An 18,968-nucleotide genomic window follows, 5' to 3' on the forward strand; every position below is an offset into this window, starting at 1 on the left:
AAATTTAGCTGTTGATAAGTTCCGTCAGAATGACTTCCTCTGCCTGCGCTTTCAGCATGTTCATGTGCTGCACCCAGGCCATCTGGTTCGATTTCTTGTCCGGTGCCGGATTCGCTTTCAGAAGTTCCGCCATCATCTGCTCCATCCGTGCGGTCGCGGTCTCCTGAATCTCCCAAAGGTGCGGATACAGCTTCTCGGTTAGGATCAGGTGATTGTACAGCAGCGTGTTGTTCTCCTGCAGGAACGCTCTGCGCATCCTCCCGTACTTGCCCAGCGGCTTCTGTTCCTGCACCGACAACTGGATGTCCGGAATCAGGTAATCGCCGTTCTTCGTGTAATTCAGCTCCATCATAGTTTTGGCTCCTTTCTGCCTGCTTATCTCTTTCATAGGTTCGGATCGTGCGTTCAATTTCCCGGAAGATCTGGCTGGACATTTCGCTGACCGCAGTTCCCAGCACATTGGCGGCAGCCTGCGTATTAAAATCAAAGATATCCAGAAAATCCTCGTGCTCAAAATAGTCATCTGCATTGCCCACCGTCCGGGTAAAGACGGAATATGCGATGCTGACAGCGGCAGCTCTCTTAAAGGAAGCTCCGATGTTGAGTTCATCATACCCTTCCAGATAGGAATCTGCAACGATGTCACTGATCTGCCTGTGGTTTTCCTCCCAGTAATCCCTTGCAAGGCGTTCCGCCGCTTCCATAATGTGATTTTCCAGAGATCCGGCACCGGCAGGCACATCAAACGCTGCATCCATTGCTCGAATGATCGGCTGCTCATGCTCCGCATTCATTTTCCAGAGCTGTACCGGACGTGAATTCTTCCGTTCTCCGGTATCTGCCACATCAAATACATACCGCAGTTTCGGCTGCTCGCCACGCATATCCAAAAGAGCAATGCCCTTGGAACCACGTTTCACATAGCGGTTCATCCGATCATTCCAGAGATCGTACTCCGCACAGGCCGTTGCTTCCGGCCTCTGCTTATAGATCATCAGCTGCTCCGCAAAAGGATACTTATAAAGCCTTGCGGATGTGGTCAGAAACGCTGTCCACTGTTCTTTGCTGCCAGTGATCTGTGCCGCAGCTTCCTGTGCCATCTGCATATAATAAGCCGTTTTCGTCATCATCTGTCTATTTTCCTCCTCTCTCTTATTCGTCCGGATACAAATCCAGTGCCTCATATTCTGCATCTGTCATCTCTGCCAGTTTCGCAAGCAGCGAGGCCGTCCACCTGCGCAGGTTTCTGTCTCTGCCCGTCAGACTTTTTTGCATCGTCTGAAGCTCTGCAATCAGCCCTGTCCGTGTGCCAGGGCTGTAAAGCATCATGAGCATCCATTCGTCATCCGTAAAACGCATTTATAACTCCTTTTCTTCGCAGCACCTGCGAGGCGGCGCAGGCGGCACCGCCTCCTGCTTTTCCTTCAGCTGATCCAGAACCGATGCTTTCTCTGCCGGTTCTTCCTTCTTTCCGTTATTGATCACGCCGTCAATCATGCCGTAATCGTCCTCCATCGCCATTTCTGCGGCTTTCAGGTAATTCTCCGGTTTCAAAAATCCGGGCAGTTCCTGGAAACCGATGGAATCCACATAGTGACAGCTTACAACACCATTCTGCCGTAAAGCCACGATGTCAGACACAGAAAGACTATGCCCAGTAAAATCATCAGGGCGGGAAACATTGAATTTCGCATACAGTTCCTCCAACATCGTATTCTGATCCTTGTATGGAAGAAGCGGAGCCGTATACACCACCTCATAATGGTCAATATCCGGTTCCAGCCCCATCCGTTCCAGTTCGCGCATAGACGAAAAGCGTTCATATACCGTATTCTCGCTGCGGCGAAGCTGCAAAATCGCATACTGGTCGGTAGCGCTGTCGAGAAATGCCATCATTCTTTCGTCCGGTGCCTGATTTCCATGCACTTCATCCCATTTTTCAATTCTTGCCATCGTTCATTTCTCCCTTCTCCATAAACGGCAGGCCGTTTTCCTTTGCTTCCTGTCGCTGCTGTTCCCGTCGTTTTTCACTATAAGGCGGTCGGATACCAACACAGCGTTTCGGAATCGTATAAGTGACTGACCCTTGCTCCCGATGCTCCAAAACAAACTGCTCCGGATACTGTTTTCGCAGTTTCCGAAGCTTCTTAATCAGGCGGCTGTCATGGGTGTAAATACTGGCAGTATCCAGTTCATTGTCAAAATTGATGACGGTTTCCTGCTCTGCCTTCGTAAGCTTATATTTCATCTCTCCGCCTCCTTCGCCTTGGCAGCTTTCGCTGGTGTATCCGTTCTGGAAGACAGATCCGAGAGTTTACCCAGCACAGATTCCCGTCTACTGATTTCTGCATCCTCTGCTCGATCACAAAGTTCATCATAGTCAATCCGCGTCATGGTGCGTCCACCGAACCCATAATCCGAAAGAATCTGGTCTCTGGCTGCATTCATGCTGATTTCCGGGTTGTCGATCTGTCCGCCGTCAATTTCCGTGAAGTCCTTATGATATAAGGTATAGTCGTAACCGTCCTCACAGGTCTGAATGGCAAGAAAGCCCTTGCTTCCCAAATCCCATGCGCTGTGTTCTTCTGTAATCAATGGCTCCGGGCGGCATGTGCCACCGCCGCGTTCCAGCATTTCTGCCAGCTGACAGATGTGCAGAACATCATACCCAAGGCGCAGATGATATTCGTCCATATATTCGCAGCGGGCTGAGAATTTTCGATTCGGATACTCGACCTCCACCGCACTGCCATCCGGGATTTTGAACCGATCCTCGTAGTTGCTGGTGATAAACCGGATATTTTTAGCATTCTCCAGCTCAGGATCAGCCTTTTTCATCTGCCAAAGAACCTTTCTGCCGCCTCGCATCTGCTCCAGCATCTCCGGGGCTACCGGCGCAACGGCAAGACCGTCAAGCTGGGGAATCTTCTGGAGTGCCGCCATCCTCGCGCTTTCTTCCAGCGTAGAAAACGGCTGTTTATCCAACACATCCCAGCCAATACGTCCTTCGGCGGTCTGCACCTTACTGTTCATATCAAAGCAGTGGAATTCCACGCCGTCCTGCTTTTCCTGCAAGGAAAGCAGAGCGACATTATCCACCAGATAAGCTGCATTCATCATTTTCATGCTCATTTTTTACCTCCAAACTCCAGCTTAAATGCTGCTGCACCGTCCTCGCCAGTCTCTACATAAACGGTTGTGTCATAGTAACGATTGGACTTCCTGGAATAGCAATGGGTAAGTCGTGCTTTCCCCTGATTTACCAGTTGGCTTGCCAGTTCCTCTGTCATCTGCTTTCCCAGTGTCTGAAAGAACCTGTTTTCCTTCCAGAGCGCAAATTTACAGCCCTTATCCCTGCAAAACCATCCCTTTGCCGTTTCACAGACATCATTGCCGCAGGCCGGGCAGGAACCAATGACTTTCCGTTCCGGCTGCATCAGCACATCAGCACCTTTTACAGCCTCGTAGGTTTTAACAAGTCCGCTGACCATGCTGCTGATTTCGCCCATAAAGGCATCGCTGTCGTACTCGCCGTGTTCTATTTTCAGCAGTTTTTCCTCCCAGTCTGCCGTCATGGATGGGGACTGAATCTGTTCCGGCACCACCGTCACCAGCGCATTTCCCTTGTCCGTAGAACAAAGATATTTCGTTTTCTTATCACCCCTGCGCTCGATAAAGCCTTTCTGCACCAGTTTTTCGATGATGGCAGCGCGTGTAGCCGGTGTGCCGATGCCTTTTCGCTCTACACCGGCCGGAAATTCATCCGAGCTGGCACTCTCCATCGCTGAAAGCAGAAGATCTTCGGTAAATCTCTTAGGCGGGCTGGTCTTGCCCTCTTTCAGATCGACACCGGCAAGTTCCAGTGTCATGCCTTCCGAAAGCTCCGGAAGATCACCCGCCTCCGCATTCTTCTCAGCATCTTCAACCGGCTTTCCTGCATATCGCCTCCAGCCCATATCCGTGACTGTTTTGCCTTTCGTGCGGAAATTCTGACCGGCGCACTCCGCTTCCACTATGGTTTCTGCATAGTGGCAGGGTGTTCCGACCGCACAAATCAGCCGCACCGCCAGCAGAGTAAGAATCGCTTGTTCTCCACTGGGAAGCGAGGAAATGTCATAACCCGCCGCTGTTTTTGTAGGGATAATGGCATGGTGATCGGTGACTTTCTTAGAATTGATGACCTGCGCTGCATTCACCGGTGCCGGTACATCCGCCTGAATCTGAAAGCTCTGCTGGATCACAGAAACAAGTTCCGGCACCAGCGGTGCCATATCATCCGTCAGATACCGGCTGTCGGTACGGGGATATGTCACGAGTTTCTTCTCGTACAGAGCCTGTGTGTAATCCAGGGTCTGCTGGGCAGTGAATCCCAGCTGCCGATTTGCTTCTCTCTGAAGCGATGTCAGATCAAACAAGGCCGGGGGCTTCTCTGATTTTTCTTTCTGCTCTACCTTGGTAATGATGGCACTTCCTGCCTGGCAACACTCTGCCACCAGTTTTTCTGCTTCTGCTTTTTCTTTCATTCGCTCACCGCCCGCTTGAAAATCCCGAAATTTTAATTCTGCCGAGTAGAACGGCTCCGGCTTGAACGCCCGGATTGCTGCATCTCGCATAACCACCATCGCAAGCGTTGGTGTCATCACGCGCCCCACATTCAGGGTCTGCCCATACAGACATGAAAAAAGCCGGGTGGCGTTGATTCCGACAATCCAGTCGGCTCGCTCCCGGCATAAAGCCGCCTCATATAAGGCATCATATTCTGTTCCCGGTCTGAGCTTCTGAAAGCCTTCCCGGATAGCACTGTCCTCCATTGATGAAATCCAAAGCCGTTCCACCGGCTTTTTGCAGCCGCACTGATGGTAAACCAGTCGGAAAATCAGTTCGCCCTCACGCCCTGCATCGGTTGCACAGATCAGACTCTCCACATCTTTCCGCTGCATGAGCTTTTTCAGGATTCCGAACTGCTTTTTCGTGCTGGCGGACACCTGATACTGCCAATGTTCCGGCAAAATCGGAAGATCATCATACTTCCACTTGGCATACTTTTCATCATAGGCTTCCGGCTGGGAAAGTTCCACCAGATGCCCCACACACCAGCTGACAAGGTAGCCATTGCCCTCCATATAACCGTCTCCGCGCTGATTTGCCCCGATCACCTTCGAGAGACTCATGGCAACCGAGGGCTTTTCCGCTAATACAAGCTTCATTCGATACTGCTCCTTTCGCAAAAAAATTAGCAGCCAGGCACCGAAGTACATGACTGCTATGTAAGGAACTGTATTCTATTTTAGGTCTACAAACTGGAAGTTGCAGGGCACAATATCTTATCGACCTGCCTTAGCCTGCTTATAAAGCAGAATGCCTTTGATAAGCAATAACAGGAACGTTACTGTTATCGCATACGGCTCTCTCGCCATAGCCAAAAACAAAACAGCAATGATACTGAGTCCTACAGAGATGAATGTAACCGCTTTTTTGCCCTTTTCAAACTTGAAATAGACCATCAGTATTTTCACGATTCCGGCAATCGTCAAGCTGATAAACAATGCCCAATAGATCCTGATTATGAAAGCATTTCCATCTACATATCCTAAGAGATTTACCGAATAGATATATCCATTGACCGGTTTGGGATACAGCGGAAGAAATATCAGCATCAGTGAAAACAAGTCAACAAACCCCAATAACAAATCGCATACGCCATTGAGATTTGATTTGTTTTCTTTTTCTGCTATGAAAATCAATTGCTCTCCAGATAACAAATCATCAATTGATACAGAAAAATAGCTGGATATTTCCTTTAATGAATCTATGCTTGGGTATCCTCTTCCGGACTCCCATTTTGAAATAGCGGTTCTGGAAACAAATAATGCCTCGGCTAATTCTTCCTGTGTCAAACCTCGACTCTTTCTTAATTCCTGAAGCTTTTCATGAAATTCCAAAACCTGCACCTCCCATACCAATTCTATTTTTCTTTTAATGCCAGCATAACTGCCGCTTTATAAAGCTTAAACAATCCGGCACTTAGCAGTACACCGCCTACGATATCCGTAAACCAATGTACTCCGGAAATCAATCTCCCAGTCACCATGAATACCGAAAAAGCGATTGCCGCAATCGTTATGATTCGTTTTACCCCAATGCCAGAAAGTCTACGCTGGATTTGCTCGATCAAGACAGGCATTACACTTAATACCAACAAGGTAGTTGAGGACGGATAAGAAGCCTCCATAATTCCTTCGATTAAAATCGGTCTGTAATTGATTGGGATCATTTCAAAAATCGCATATGCCAAGAACACGATGACAAAATACACACCCAAAATCATGATATCTGCATCCACCCTGAAAAGGCTTCTTCTTTTGATCAACTGTACAAGTCCAATCCCTGCGAAAATAAGGCATATTACGACAGGCACCAGCCCCATCCAATCGGTAATCGTATAAATTGCCATGTTTACCCCTGTGAAATGGTGAAACCAGCAATTGAATGTTGCAAATCCAATACTTGTTCCGTTTTGACCAAGCGGCTGCACATCCACAGACTGAATCAAAGCTGTCCATACTGCAAACATTGCAAGGAATATGCTTCCAATCAGCAAATTCTTCTTTTCGCTCTTTTTCATAATTCTACATCCTTTCTGTTTTGGCTTGTCTTTCCGACAACTCCACCTTATCAAAAAGTGTAAAACTATGAAAGAAACGCTCTTTCACATGCATGATACGATTCGTATCATGCCCGCAAATGCTTGTTTTTTCGATGTTTTTAGATTTTCTTTCCCTCTAAATTTCGATTTGTATCACTGTTCTCTCTCTATTTTATCAGATATCACCTACAGTTTCCATAGCTTCATTGCTCAAAACACTCCATTCACAAACCATTTAGCTATGTAAAAGGGACGGCTTCTCAGCCGCCCCTCAGGTCAACACAGTCTTAATTAGACAGGTTCATCATCCGATTCCGCTTCGTAATCCTCGTTTACATCCACTTCTTCGTCCTCGTCACCGTCATCCTCCGGCAGCTGGAGCGCGTCTTCATCCTCATCGTGATAATCCGCATCAGGGTCCGGTTGATTTTTCTTGGATGCAGGCTTTACGCCCTTCATCTTGATATAGAGATAACCGCCGACACCGGCTGCACCAATCACAAACAGAAGCAGCATAATCATCGGAAGCGGAGACGCTTTCTTCTGCTCGCTCTCTGTTTTCTGCTCTTCCGGTGCAGGCTCCGTCTCCTGCGGCTTTTCGGTTTCCGCAGGTTCCGTGACTTCCGGCTCCTTCTCCTGATACTTGGCGGCTTCCTCTTCATCCATCAGTGCAAGCAGATCGGCCTCATCCACCATGTTCAGGAAATGCACATTCTGGTTGCCGTCTTTATCGCGGTCGATAATCAGATAGAAGGTGTTGCCCGCCTTTGTCACCAGCGTAATGAACTGCTGGCTGGATTTATCTTCTTCCTCACCGATATCATCCACCAGCGTCATATTTCCTTCCGGAGTCAAAGCTGTACTGGATTCCGTCTCATCCTCGGATGACATTCCGCCCTGCATCAGATCCAGAAACAGCTTCAGAGCATCTTCACTGAACATGCTGCTGTCATTTGCGGAATCCGTGACATTCAGGTACTTTCCATGTGCATATCCGGTTTTGCCGTTGAAATTCACCTTATACCAGTCACCGTATTTTTCGACAATCTCCACCGTATCGCCTGAATGCAGATATCCGATAATCTCCTGATCCATGCCGGGACCGGAACGAAAATGCAGGCTGGTGATACCCGGCACCACTGTACCCATCTGCTTTCGAGACTTTTCGCTGCCGATGTTGTATTCCTTGCCGCCCACCGTAACGATCAGGTTCCCATCCGCATCCGTAGAAACCTCATAGCCATCCGGCAGCACCTGCATATCCGGGTCGATTTCGATGCTGTCGGTATTGTCCGTTTTCCCTGCATTTGCGCTTCCTGCTGCATCCGCTTCCTGCGCAGCGGTACTGACAGATGTGTTCTTCTGCACATCATCGCCCGTATAGGCAAACGCAGTAGTCGCAAAGGTTCCTGCCACCATCACGCTGGCAAGCAGCATTGCCATCATCTTTTTCATTCCATATCCTCCGTTTCTTTCTCGTCCAGTTTCATGTTTTCCGGGTTGGGAACCGCAGCCTGCGCCATCTGAATGATGACTGCCAGCTGTTCCGGGGTCAGGCTCTGGGCATGTACCATTTCACAGATTTCGCTGTTTTCCTGTTCGTGGTACTTTCTGTCCCATTCCTTTCTGCGCTCCTCCCACTCATCGCGTTTTCTGCGGGCTTTCTCCCGCTCCGCAGCAATCTTTTCCAGTTTCAAGCTCATATCGTTTCCTTTCCGGACGAATAAACGCCCTGTTTTTATCGAATTCTTCCCATACAGTAGTAATGCTGCCGCCAGTAGTTCGTCTCAATGGAAGCATAGGAAATTGGGTTGCCGCAGTGAATCATCATCCCGTTGCCGACATAAATGCCCACATGGGATGCGCCACTGGTGTTGTAGGTTTTCTGGAAGAAGATCAGGTCTCCGGGCTTTGCCTCACTCTTCGGGATAATGTCGCATTTTCCCATCAGACCGTTGGCCGTCTGCCTGCCTACATTCCAGCCATTGCCGCAGTGGTTGATGACCCAGCTTACAAAACCGGAGCAGTCAAAACTGGTACTCGGCGAGCTGCCGCCCCAAACATAGGGATAACCGAGATATTTCTCTGCTTCGGTAATCATCTTCCGGAATTTTTCATCCGTCAGAGCTTCGCCCGGAATGTCGTAATCCTGATATTCTCCGCTGGAACCCGCGCCATCCGGCGTTGCAAAGGCGATGCCTGCAAACAGGTCATCCCGATTGCCACGGCAATCCAATGTGACTTCGTAGCGTTGCAGCTGGTCATCTGTAAGGCCGGAATTTCTGGCAACATAGTCCACGCCCCGATTGAGCAGCGTCACATTGAGGATTTTATACTCATACTGTACCGTTACCTGATAGGTGTAGGTGTGTCCGGTTCCGGTGATCGGATTGTAACTATAACCCACACGGGTTTCTTTCCTTGTCCGGATTTCCACCTTTTCCACCAGCTTCAACTCATACTGCGCTTCAAAAATACTCTGGAGCCGAGCCTGCACCTGGCTTCTCGTATAGTTTTCAAATTCTACGGTCAGCAGAGATGCAAGCTCATAGGGATTGTGACCGATTTCCGCCAGATTGTAGCGATACTCGTCATAGCCCGGATGGTCGGTTTCAATACGGTCGATTTGTTTGCGAAGTTTATCTTCCAGCTTGGTATAATCCGTCTCCACGCCTTTCAAATCTTCATCTTCCGCTGTGTAGGAAGTTCCCAGCACTACATTGCCGCCGCCATTGATCAAGACGGAGCAGGACGATACCGACCCGGCAATCACCAAAACAAGCAGTCCCACGGCTGCAATGCCGATGATGATATGCGAGTGGCTCTGCACAAACTGAAATGCCTTTTCCGTCATGCTGGCAGTACCCTGCGCAGCTTTGGCTGTGCCAGCTACTGTGTTCTCCGCAGCAGCCGCACCTGCCTTCGCAGCGGCATACTCTTTTTTGATAGCCTGCTTCTGCCTCCATCGGGAAAAGAGATTGGAACCAGCCTGCGGATCAGACTTCATGCGTTCCGCAAAGATGGAATCCACGGCATCTTTATCTGCCTTTTTCTCCAACCGCTCCAGCTTTTTGTACTGCCGCAGCTTTCGACCATATTGGAACCGGTAACCAGCACGGGCTGCACCTTCCGCTGAGCCTTCGGTAAAATGCGCTGCCTCCACACCAGAATTATTATCCTGGTCGGCATTGCGCACGCTCTGATGTGCCTTGGCTGAAAGTGCATCTGCCGCAAGATTTCCCGGCTTCTTTGGCTTTCCGCCTTTTTTCCCGGAAGCTGCTGCATTCTTTTTCGCTTTTACTTCCTGCTCTGATTTCAGTTTCTTACTGCCCATCTTAGCAAGATCGGCCTCGTGACGAATCTGCCTTCGGTGTTCCGCTTTTTTCTTGCTGCTGTCTCCCGTACTGCTATCGGCGGTTTTGTTTCTGGAATTGCGAAGGGTGTTCTTCGCACCCTCGCGCTCCTGCCGCAGCTTGTCTCCGAGATTCGGATTTTTCTTGCCCGCCATCACTTATGCCTCCTTTGCTTCCTGCACTTCGGTTAATTTGGTCGTCATGATCCGGTACAGTTCCAAATCGGTCGGGAAACGATCAACGAACGGCAAAATCACATTTCCGTAGAACAGCAATCCTTCGCCTTCACCGGAGTGGGTCACATAGGACAGCTGGTGCGGACTGATATTCAGCTGATCCGCCAGAATCTGACGGTCACCGGCTGCCTGATTCAGCATATAAATGAAGTCGCTGTTCTCAAAAATGTTTGTCACTTCGCGGGAAGAAAGCAGATCTTTTACGTTCTGGGTAATGCCGGTTGGAATACCGCCCCATTTACGGAATCGCTTCCAGATTTCCACGCTGTAAGCCGCTGTCTGCTCTTCTTTCAAAAGCAGATGGAACTCGTCCATATAGTAGCGGGTGGCTTTACCTGCGTTGCGGTTGGCGGTCACACGCCCCCAGACCTGATCCTGCACCACCAGCATCCCGATCTTTTTCAGCTGCTTGCCCAGTTCCTTGATGTCATAGCAGACCAGCCGGTTATTGATATCTACGTTGGTGCGGTGGTTAAACAGGTTCAGAGAACCGGTTACATAGATTTCCAGTGCTGTTGCCACATGGTGTGCTTCCTTTTCATCCTGCCTGAGCAGTGCCTCATACAAGTCCTGCAACACCGGCATGTTCTCCGGCACCGGATTCTCAAAATAGGTCTGGTAAATCTGATGAACGCAACGATCGATAACCGTCTTTTCTACCGGCTGCAAGCCTTCTTTGCCGCCCACGATCAGCTCGCACAGGGACAAGATGAAATCTGCTTTCAGGGCAATCGGATTATCTTCTTCCGAATAATTCGCGTTGATGTCCATCGGATTGATATACTGCGTGCTGGAAGGGCTGATCTTAATGACCTGCCCCTCAAATTTCTGCACCAGTGCCGTGTACTCGGCTTCCGGATCGCACACAATTACATCGTCATCCGTCACCAAAAACGCATTGGCGATTTCTCGCTTGGCAGAGAAGGATTTACCGGAACCGGGAGTACCCAGAATCAGCCCGTTGGGGTTTTTGAGCTTTTTCCGGTCAACCATAATCAGGTTGTTGGACAAAGCATTCAGCCCATAGTACAGAGCCTCTTTCCCGGTCTGAAACAGCTCCTGGGTGGTAAACGGCACGAAAATTGCCGTGCTGCTGGTAGTCATGCTGCGCTGAATCTCAATCAGGTTCTGTGCCAGCGGCAGGCAGCTCATCAGCCCCTGCTCCTGCTGAAAATCCAGACGGCGCAGGTTGCAGTTGTACTTCTGCGCGATACTGGAAGCTTGAAACACATTGGTTTCCAGCTCCTGCTCCGTCTCGCCGGTGTTCATCACCAGAAAGGTCAGCAGGAACATACGCTCATTCTGGCTCTGCAATTCCTTCAGCAGTGCCTTTGCGTCCTTGCCGTAAGTTGCCAAATCTGACGGAATGATGTCCATATCGTATCCGGAACGGACAGCTTTCTTCTGTTCCTCAATCTTGGAACGATCCAGCTCCGTAATGGTGTGCTTAATGGACTTGATTGCTTTGTTCTGGTCTACCGACTGAATGTGCATGGTCACAATCTGGCTGGATTCCATATCCAGAAAATCTTTCAGCAGCTGGTCCGACAGGTCGGAAGCCGTGATCTGGAGATAGGACATGGAGCCATACATCCCGCCCATCTGAAAAATGCGGTTCTTCGGAAAGGCAAACCCGGTCGGTGCAATAAAGTCCTTTACCGACAGTCCGCTCTCCGGCAACCACTTCCAATCGAAATTGAATCGGTCATGGTCACCCATGTGGAACATATCGTGCATCAGATGAAGCCGTTCCTTGCCGTTCAGCAATTTTGCCCGGACACCCAAGCGTTTGAAGTTGTTCATCAGGTCGATCTCGATGTGGATAAGCCTCGGCTTTGCCTGTTTCATGGATTCCGCCTCAATGCCAAACGTCAGATACTTCGTCTTGGTCAGGCCGTTGTTACCTTGGGCAAGCTGGCGGCGCAGCATGGTGCTGTACTCCGTGCGCACCGGATTGAAATGATCCTTCTGGTACGGGATGCGCACCATCTTCTCAAAATTCGAGGCATCCGTAGCCATATTCATAAAAGAAAGCTCAAAGCGGATGCTGGAATCAAAGAAGTTCAGGAAGCTGCACCATTCCTCAAAGATAGCCGTCTGATCTTCCTGCTGCGCCAGCTGGTAATTGATGTCCTGAAACTGAATGGTTTTGGTGTAGTAATTGTCCGTCACACGGCAAATACCGTCCGGGAACATCCGCTGAAAAGGAATGCTCTCCTGTGCCGAATGCGGAACCGTGCGGTCACCCCTTGCACGATCAATCACCGTCTGCACCTGTTTTTGCTCTGCGGCTGACAGATGAGACGGCATTCGGATGTCATCCTGCTTTTTATTCTTCGCTGTCAGCTTTTCGAGAATTTTGAACAATGCGATTTACCTCCATTTCCACGTCTGCCTGCTGAACCAGCAGTGCATAGTAATTTTTCGTTTTGTAAGGCCGCGTTTTCGGCCTCTTGAACTTCGCCTCATAGAAATGCTTTGCCACCACTTCCAGCGGCTGACCGTCTTTCTCGTACATGGCAAGAAAGAAGAGCGGCAGCATCACTGCCATCATGCCAAGTGCAGCAAGGCTCAGATTTCCGCTGGATTTGAGCAAAAAGAAAACCGGAACGCCAATCAGCGCACCGGCTCCGAAGCAGAGAATCTGCCGTTTGGTCAGGTTCATAAAGACCTTGGTCTTGACCTTTGAAAGGTCTCGCGGCACAGAAATATAAGATGCCATGAATCATTCCTCCTCTCTTAGTGCGCTGCAAACACGGATTTCGCGAGGCTTCCCGTCTTAAACAGCGTAAATGCCAGCAAAACCGTATAGCCCAAAACGCCCCAAATGCTGCTGATGATGTTATCCGAAAAGGACAGGTTCTGAATCAGAACTGCATAGATGCCTACACAGATCATGATAAGAAAGCCCTGGAATCCCAGTGCAAACAGGGAGCGCAGATAGTTTTGACCGGTATGGCTCTGCTCATGGTTTCCAAAGGTTGCGAACGGAATCGGCGCAAGGCTCACCATGAGATATATTTCCACCATTCGGCCATACACGATGACAAAGATGATAGCCGACAACGCCAGCATCGTGACCTGAACCACAAAGGTCTGCAAATACAGTCCCAGCAGCGGTCCTAAGTCCATGCCTTCCAGCGTGGCCTGCATTGCTGTCAGGGTCGCATCGCTGACGGACGTACTGCCGGAAATCAGCCCGCCGCTTCGGGAGATCACTTGCTGCGCCGCATCAAAGACAGCCATCGTGATATTGAATGTGTTCGAGATCAGGGTCACTGCCAGAAAGGTCTTAAAGACCCATTTGAAAAATGTCCATGTCTCGAAATTTGCCAGATTGTTATGCTCAATGAGCATCTGGATCAGCTCATAACAGGCGATGAAAGTCAGCACCATTCCGGCAATGGGCAGGATCACGGATTCCGAGATGTTGCGGATCATAGAAAAAACAGCAGGTGAAAAGTTCGCCGGTGTGGTTCCCACATCGCCTGCGATCTGTCCAACCTGCTGGTTGACCGAATCGAACATCCCTGAAAGATTTCCCATGATACCGCTGATGATCATGCTCTTGAGCCAATCTGTGATCTGTTCAAGGATACTCTGCATGAGCCGCCTCCTTCCTTACGCAAACACGCCGAACAGCTTCGCCATCCGGGACAGAAGCATGAACAGCTGAGAGAAAAGAGACAGTGCCGATGCAGTTGTAGTAAGAAACGCCATAGATTTGTCCTCCTGTAACTTGTCCGGCCTATCCGCCGGTGCGATTCTAAACTGCGGTTCTGCGCCATACTTCCAACATGTGCACCTGCCAGAGAGCGCAGAAAATAGCCAGCTGCGGAGATTGCCTGCACCTGACTATGTAACAGGCAGCTTTCGCCGCCCGGCCGGAATCTTCGCTCCGACAGCTTTTGCTTAACCGAACAGACCGGAAAGCAGCGGCACCAGAGTCGTACCGATCAGTGCCACGCCGCCGCCAGCCATCAGCTGTTTCATACCCTGGGATTTGGCACCGGGGTTGTCGTTGCCGTAGCCCTCCAGCAGGTTGATGGCTCCCCAGATGCCGAGACCGGCACCCAGTGCGATGACAAGAGTCTGAAGAACGGTTACTGCGCTGTTGAAAAATGCCATAAATGTGTACCTCCTTGTACGATGCGCCCTTGCGGGCTAATGAATAGTGATTTTCCATCTGCATGTGCACCTGCAAATGGGCAAACATATAGCCAGGTCTCCAATCCCAATCAGAAACCTGGCTATGTAAAGAGGCGGCAGCTCGCCGCCCCTTATCTTATTCTGTTACCAGCAGCGTACCCATGACATCTTCGTCACCGGAACAAACTTATTTGGCATGATCTGCATCAACTACTTCGTACTTATCACCGGGCTTGAGCTTCAGCCGATGATCGAGAAACGTCTCGATGCTGAACGTGTTTTTCTTATCAGCACCGGCAGTGAGCTTGTAGTTCGGATGCTGGGTCAGATCGTATTTATCTGACTTGAACGGTCTGACACCGCGCAGCTGCAAAATGCACTTTCCGCCATCCAGCACAGCCAGTTCATCCACCGAAGCCAGGTCATGCCCAACCTTTTGGTAATTGGTGCCGTAAGATGGGCTGTTGCCTCTGGTATCGGAAGTGTTGTACAGATCAATCGTTTCTTTTCCCAATGCCTGATTCAGCTCTTTCAGCGTAGTCGGCTCCGAACCGCCAAGGAAAATACGAGAATCCATATTGCCGATGATGGTATCGGCATTGTCCTTGTAGATTGCCTTCAACTGGCTCTGTGCCTGAAGTACCAGACATGCCGAGATTTCTCTTGATCGGATGGTGGCTACCAGCTTTTCCAGATTTGGAATCTGACCAATGTTCGCACACTCATCAATCAGGCAGCGCACATGCACCGGCAATCTGCCGCCGTAAATATCATCCGCTTTCTCGCACAGCAGGTTAAACAGCTGTGTATAGATCATCGAAATCAGGAAATTAAAAGTCGGGTCTGTATCGCTCATAATGAGGAACAGAGCCGTTTTCTTATCTCCCACCGTATCCAGCGACAGCTCATCGTACATGGTGATATCGCGGACTTCCTCAATATCGAAGGGAGCCAGACGTGCACCGCAGCTCACCAGAATCGACTTTAAGGTCTTGCCCGCCGCCAGCTTGAACTTGGCATATTGGCGGACAGCAAAGTGGTTCGGTTTTTTCTTTTTCAGAGCTTCAAACATCTGATCCACTGGATTCTGAAAGGTTTCATCATCCTCGCGCACTTCCATCGCGTTCAGAAATTCAATCAGCGTTGCAAAGTTCTGCTCTTCCAGCGGTGCCTCATAATGGATATAACCAATCAAAGCACAATACAGCAAGGTCTCTGCCTTCGTCCAGAATTCGTCACCGGCCTTGCCGTCCCCTTTAGTGTTGGCAATGAGGGTTGTGGTCAGCTTCAAAATATCCTTTTCGCTGTGAATATACGCGAAGGGATTATAATGCATCGACTTTCTGAAATTGATAGTATTGAAAATCCGGATACTGTATCCGTTCTTCAAAAGGGCTTGGCCGCAGTCGATTACGATATCACCTTTCGGGTCAGTGACCACGTAGGAACTGTGACATTGTAAAAGGTTGGGTTTAAGCCAAAATCTCGTCTTACCGCTGCCGGAACCGCCGACCACAAGCACATTTTTGTTTCTGGCATTTGCCGGATTCTTCGGGCGATTGCCCATCATCAGCCGCTCCGTCCGGGTCAGAATCACATTGTTTGCAAACACTGGATCTTCAAACGGTTCGATGTCTTTCTGCGTACCCCACCGGGCAGAGCCATACTCCATACCATGACGATATTTCTTGGCATTTTTGCCTTTCAGATACACAGCAAGCCGCAGACCCGCTCCGCAGCACACACCAATCAGCAAATCCAGCGGATGCAGACTTGGCATCGGGTTGGAAAATGCTGCACCCAGGGCAGAAAGAAAGCCGAGGAGCTTTTCAGACATGTCTGCGCCCTCGGCAATTCTCCACGCTTCTCCCAGATTGGTACATACAAGACCGGCAATGAAGTACGGCAGGTTCAGGATCAGCAGCTTCTTGGTCTTATTACTCATAGATCACGCTCCTGACTTTTGTGACGAACCTTATCCGGCAGAATTGCAGCCACCAGTTCTTTGAGCTTGTTAAGCTGCTCCAGAACACTCGGTTTTTCCTTTGCTTTCAGCTTGCGGTTGGTGAATTCCTCAAAAGCGGAAGTCAGTGCATCCGCATCCTTCGCCTTAAAGAACACCGTGTACTTGGGTGGAATCACATTTTGGTCTTTCGTAATGGCATAATCCACACCGTATTTCCGCGCCACCTGTTCAAAGCCTTTCAAATCCGTTTTCTCAATGGGGATACTGCTGACTCCCTGATTCTGACCGATCAGTTCTTTGATGCTCTGCTTTCCAAGCGGCATCTGCGCTGATTTCTGAGCCGCCTTTGCCTGATGGTGCCGTTTCCACGCATTATAGCCATTCACGATAGTGCGAAATGTCAGTTTCGTGGTACTGATTGCCAGATTGACGGTACGATTTTCAACTTCTTCCTGCATGAATCTCCGCCTCCTTCCTTACAAACTGTCCCGGTCCGGTGCCGGTTTACTCTTTTCTTGGGGCTTTGCAGCCTTTTCCTCCATCTTCTTCACCATGTCATCCGGAACCGGAATCGCCATGATGCTGCGCCCCATACGAACGAACATCTGGGGCTGATGGAACTGCTCCTCAAATTTCTGCATCTGCTCCGAAGTCAGAGAACCAAAGTCATCCTCTGTCAGCCCTACCACCAGAAAATCACCGGCATAAATGTCCTGCATATCCCCGTCTTCGGTGTAAATCGCACGGTTCAGCGGCAGACCATTGATTTTGCCGGATTCATTCAGAATAATGGCCACTTCATCCTCAAATGGATAGGTGACTTCAATATCGCCGCCGACCATGGCCTGCAAATCTTCCAGCTCCGTGCCAACACTGATTTTCTTCGGATAGGCATTGGGCTGTACCAGCAGCACATCCATTGTCCTGGCCTCTGCCAATTCATGTTCTCCCACGGTCTTGAAATCCACACCGGTGAAATCGCCGGAATCCAGAACATAGTCCTGATTGTTCCACGCCTGCGTCACCATGCGTTCCGCATCTTCCTGTGAGGCAGCTTCCACGGAAACCTTTCTCTGGAGAGTCTCTGTAATCTCCACATCAAATTTCTTCATAGGCACCTCCTTAGATCAGGCGCAGTGCCGGAACCAACTCGCCGCCAATGGAAACCACCGTCAGGTTCTCGTTCACATAGTCGATGGTGCGTTCCAGCGTAAACAGATTGATGCTGCATTCGTTGCCGTTCTGGTCGATTTCCGAAACCTCCGCAGCTCCCAACAGATAGCGGGTTCTGTCAGTCTCGATCACATCGCTCTTATCATAATGGAGAAGCAGTTCCCCATCTGCCACCAGATCAGCCTCCATCTCATCGTAAACATCCTCAAAGATGTCTCGACTGCCATCCTCGGTCAGGAGTTCGCCGCCAGCCCCCGGCAGGATCACCATCACAATGCGCTCCTTCGGGTGATCTTCACGGATTGCCTCCAGCATCAGCCAGTTATGAAGCATCGCAATGGACTTCTCAAACATGGGATCATCCATCGGATTGGGCTGCGATGCACCGTGCGGGCAGTTCTTGCAATCCATGCTGCACACTGCGTTGTTCTGATTCTTCTTAAAGTTCATCATCATAAAAATCTCCTTCTCATCGTTCCATATCTCGTTGTTTACTTCGCTGCCATTTTTCCAGCAGCCGGATAATCGTGTCCTGCATCTGCTTCGGCGTATAGGATTTTGGGAAATACTTCCGAAGAACCTCGTTTTTAATCGTCACATGGTCAAGCTCATCCTTTTTGACTTCATTCATCACTTCACACATGGCATCCAACGTGCAGCCGCCCTCCTGTGAGAGCTTCTTCAGCCGCTGTGCCTGCGACAGGGATGGAGATGCCTGTGCATAGTCCATTGCCTCCAGAAATTCCTTCTGTTCAGACGGTTTCAGGTAAGACAACTCCACCGCCGGATTAAAGGCGATTTTCTTCTCATCCACCATATCCAAAATTTCAGGAATCAGGTTGGTAAGGCGGATATAGCGTTTAACCGTATCCTTACTCATTCCAACAGCTTCACCAATAATCTCCGTAGACAACTTCGGTGCAAATTGCTCCGAAGTCAAATCTTTTCTCTGACCCTGATGTTTCATCGCCTCCAACTTCATCTTGTAGGAAAACGCTCTCTCGCTGGGAAGAATATTCTCCCGCTGCAAGTTGCTGTCCACCATAAAGATGATTGCTGCATCATCGTCCATTTCCTTGACGATGACCGGCACAGTCTCCAAACCTGCCAGCTGCGCCGCATGAAGTCTGCGGTGTCCTGAAAGAATTTCAAATCCGCCTTCCGGGTCAGGTCGGACAATCAGTGGTGATACCACACCGATCTGCTTGATGCTCTCTACGGTCTGTTCCATCAGCTCGTCATCCAGCACCTTAAAGGGATGCCCTTCAAAAGGATGCAGGTCAGAAAACGGCATCTCCGTCCGCTTCTCCTTAGCCGCAGCGTCGGCAGCTGAGCCACTGCGGTTTTCTGTTGTAATACTGGTTTTTGCTTTTGCCATTCAGCTTCTTAACCTCCTTCCAGCGGTGATAGATGTCATTCTTACCTGCGAAAAACGCCTTTTTTGC

20 protein-coding genes are annotated in these 18,968 nt (G+C 49.8%); all 20 read right to left on the reverse strand.

Annotated elements, in window-relative coordinates:
• Window positions 1–4 precede the first annotated feature (4 nt).
• The 20 genes from DW251_RS18280 to DW251_RS09070 all read right to left on the reverse strand — a co-directional run bounded on the left by DW251_RS18280 (window position 5) and on the right by DW251_RS09070 (window position 18,901).
• Window positions 5–349, reverse strand: coding sequence for a TnpV protein (locus DW251_RS18280; protein WP_227970575.1), 345 nt, complete (start codon window positions 347–349; stop codon window positions 5–7).
• Between the two features lie 803 nt (window positions 350–1,152).
• Entirely contained in the window at window positions 1,153–1,359 is a 207-nt protein-coding gene (locus tag DW251_RS08980; RefSeq protein ID WP_097783070.1) for a transposon-transfer assisting family protein, read from the reverse strand.
• Window positions 1,360–1,953 carry a YodL domain-containing protein gene (locus DW251_RS08985; protein ID WP_117963951.1) on the reverse strand — a complete coding sequence of 198 codons (594 nt, stop codon included), beginning with the start codon at window positions 1,951–1,953 and terminating at the stop codon, window positions 1,360–1,362.
• Window positions 1,940–2,248, reverse strand: coding sequence for an immunoglobulin (locus tag DW251_RS08990; RefSeq protein WP_117963952.1), 309 nt, complete (start codon window positions 2,246–2,248; stop codon window positions 1,940–1,942). The genes DW251_RS08985 and DW251_RS08990 overlap by 14 nt, the downstream gene beginning before the upstream one ends.
• Window positions 2,245–3,132 carry an LPD16 domain-containing protein gene (locus DW251_RS08995; RefSeq protein ID WP_117963953.1) on the reverse strand — a complete coding sequence of 296 codons (888 nt, stop codon included), beginning with the start codon at window positions 3,130–3,132 and terminating at the stop codon, window positions 2,245–2,247. The genes DW251_RS08990 and DW251_RS08995 overlap by 4 nt, the downstream gene beginning before the upstream one ends.
• A complete protein-coding gene (locus tag DW251_RS09000; protein ID WP_117963954.1) occupies window positions 3,129–5,207 on the reverse strand; it encodes a DNA topoisomerase 3 in 2,079 nt (692 codons plus the stop codon). The genes DW251_RS08995 and DW251_RS09000 overlap by 4 nt, the downstream gene beginning before the upstream one ends.
• A gap of 117 nt (window positions 5,208–5,324) precedes the next feature.
• The gene (locus DW251_RS09005) at window positions 5,325–5,942 is read right to left on the reverse strand and encodes a helix-turn-helix transcriptional regulator (protein ID WP_117963955.1); all 618 of its coding nucleotides are present in this window, start codon (window positions 5,940–5,942) and stop codon (window positions 5,325–5,327) included.
• Window positions 5,943–5,965: 23 nt separating this feature from the next.
• Window positions 5,966–6,625, reverse strand: a complete 660-nt coding sequence (locus tag DW251_RS09010; RefSeq protein ID WP_173745128.1) for a phosphatase PAP2 family protein — start codon at window positions 6,623–6,625, stop codon at window positions 5,966–5,968.
• A 312-nt stretch (window positions 6,626–6,937) separates the two neighbouring features.
• The gene (locus DW251_RS09015; RefSeq protein WP_117963956.1) at window positions 6,938–8,101 is read right to left on the reverse strand and encodes a CD1107 family mobile element protein; all 1,164 of its coding nucleotides are present in this window, start codon (window positions 8,099–8,101) and stop codon (window positions 6,938–6,940) included.
• Entirely contained in the window at window positions 8,098–8,349 is a 252-nt protein-coding gene (locus DW251_RS09020; RefSeq protein ID WP_117963957.1) for a DUF4315 family protein, read from the reverse strand. The genes DW251_RS09015 and DW251_RS09020 overlap by 4 nt, the downstream gene beginning before the upstream one ends.
• Window positions 8,350–8,384: 35 nt before the next feature.
• The gene (locus DW251_RS09025) at window positions 8,385–10,154 is read right to left on the reverse strand and encodes a CD1108 family mobile element protein (protein ID WP_117963958.1); all 1,770 of its coding nucleotides are present in this window, start codon (window positions 10,152–10,154) and stop codon (window positions 8,385–8,387) included.
• A gap of 3 nt (window positions 10,155–10,157) precedes the next feature.
• Window positions 10,158–12,545 carry a VirB4-like conjugal transfer ATPase, CD1110 family gene (locus DW251_RS09030; RefSeq protein ID WP_117963970.1) on the reverse strand — a complete coding sequence of 796 codons (2,388 nt, stop codon included), beginning with the start codon at window positions 12,543–12,545 and terminating at the stop codon, window positions 10,158–10,160.
• 19 nt (window positions 12,546–12,564) lie between these two features.
• Complete coding sequence (locus tag DW251_RS09035; protein ID WP_002576402.1) at window positions 12,565–12,957, reverse strand: PrgI family protein; 393 nt, start codon at window positions 12,955–12,957, stop codon at window positions 12,565–12,567.
• Between the two features lie 17 nt (window positions 12,958–12,974).
• Window positions 12,975–13,841 carry a VirB6/TrbL-like conjugal transfer protein, CD1112 family gene (locus tag DW251_RS09040; protein WP_117963960.1) on the reverse strand — a complete coding sequence of 289 codons (867 nt, stop codon included), beginning with the start codon at window positions 13,839–13,841 and terminating at the stop codon, window positions 12,975–12,977.
• Between the two features lie 306 nt (window positions 13,842–14,147).
• Window positions 14,148–14,363: a Maff2 family mobile element protein gene (locus DW251_RS09045; protein ID WP_002576404.1), complete on the reverse strand. Its 216-nt coding sequence runs from the start codon at window positions 14,361–14,363 to the stop codon at window positions 14,148–14,150.
• Window positions 14,364–14,571: 208 nt separating this feature from the next.
• Window positions 14,572–16,329 (reverse strand): VirD4-like conjugal transfer protein, CD1115 family, encoded by a 1,758-nt coding sequence (locus DW251_RS09050; protein WP_005929977.1) that lies wholly within the window; start codon window positions 16,327–16,329, stop codon window positions 14,572–14,574.
• Window positions 16,326–16,808 carry a PcfB family protein gene (locus DW251_RS09055; protein WP_005929980.1) on the reverse strand — a complete coding sequence of 161 codons (483 nt, stop codon included), beginning with the start codon at window positions 16,806–16,808 and terminating at the stop codon, window positions 16,326–16,328. The genes DW251_RS09050 and DW251_RS09055 overlap by 4 nt, the downstream gene beginning before the upstream one ends.
• A gap of 18 nt (window positions 16,809–16,826) precedes the next feature.
• Window positions 16,827–17,462 carry a DUF3846 domain-containing protein gene (locus DW251_RS09060; RefSeq protein ID WP_117963961.1) on the reverse strand — a complete coding sequence of 212 codons (636 nt, stop codon included), beginning with the start codon at window positions 17,460–17,462 and terminating at the stop codon, window positions 16,827–16,829.
• A gap of 10 nt (window positions 17,463–17,472) precedes the next feature.
• Complete coding sequence (locus DW251_RS09065) at window positions 17,473–17,979, reverse strand: hypothetical protein (protein ID WP_005929984.1); 507 nt, start codon at window positions 17,977–17,979, stop codon at window positions 17,473–17,475.
• 13 nt (window positions 17,980–17,992) lie between these two features.
• Complete coding sequence (locus DW251_RS09070) at window positions 17,993–18,901, reverse strand: ParB/RepB/Spo0J family partition protein (protein WP_117963962.1); 909 nt, start codon at window positions 18,899–18,901, stop codon at window positions 17,993–17,995.
• Between the last annotated feature and the right edge of the window lie 67 nt (window positions 18,902–18,968).

The organism is Clostridium sp. AM22-11AC (genome assembly GCF_003473545.1).
Taxonomy (GTDB): Bacteria; Bacillota; Clostridia; order Lachnospirales; family Lachnospiraceae; genus Enterocloster.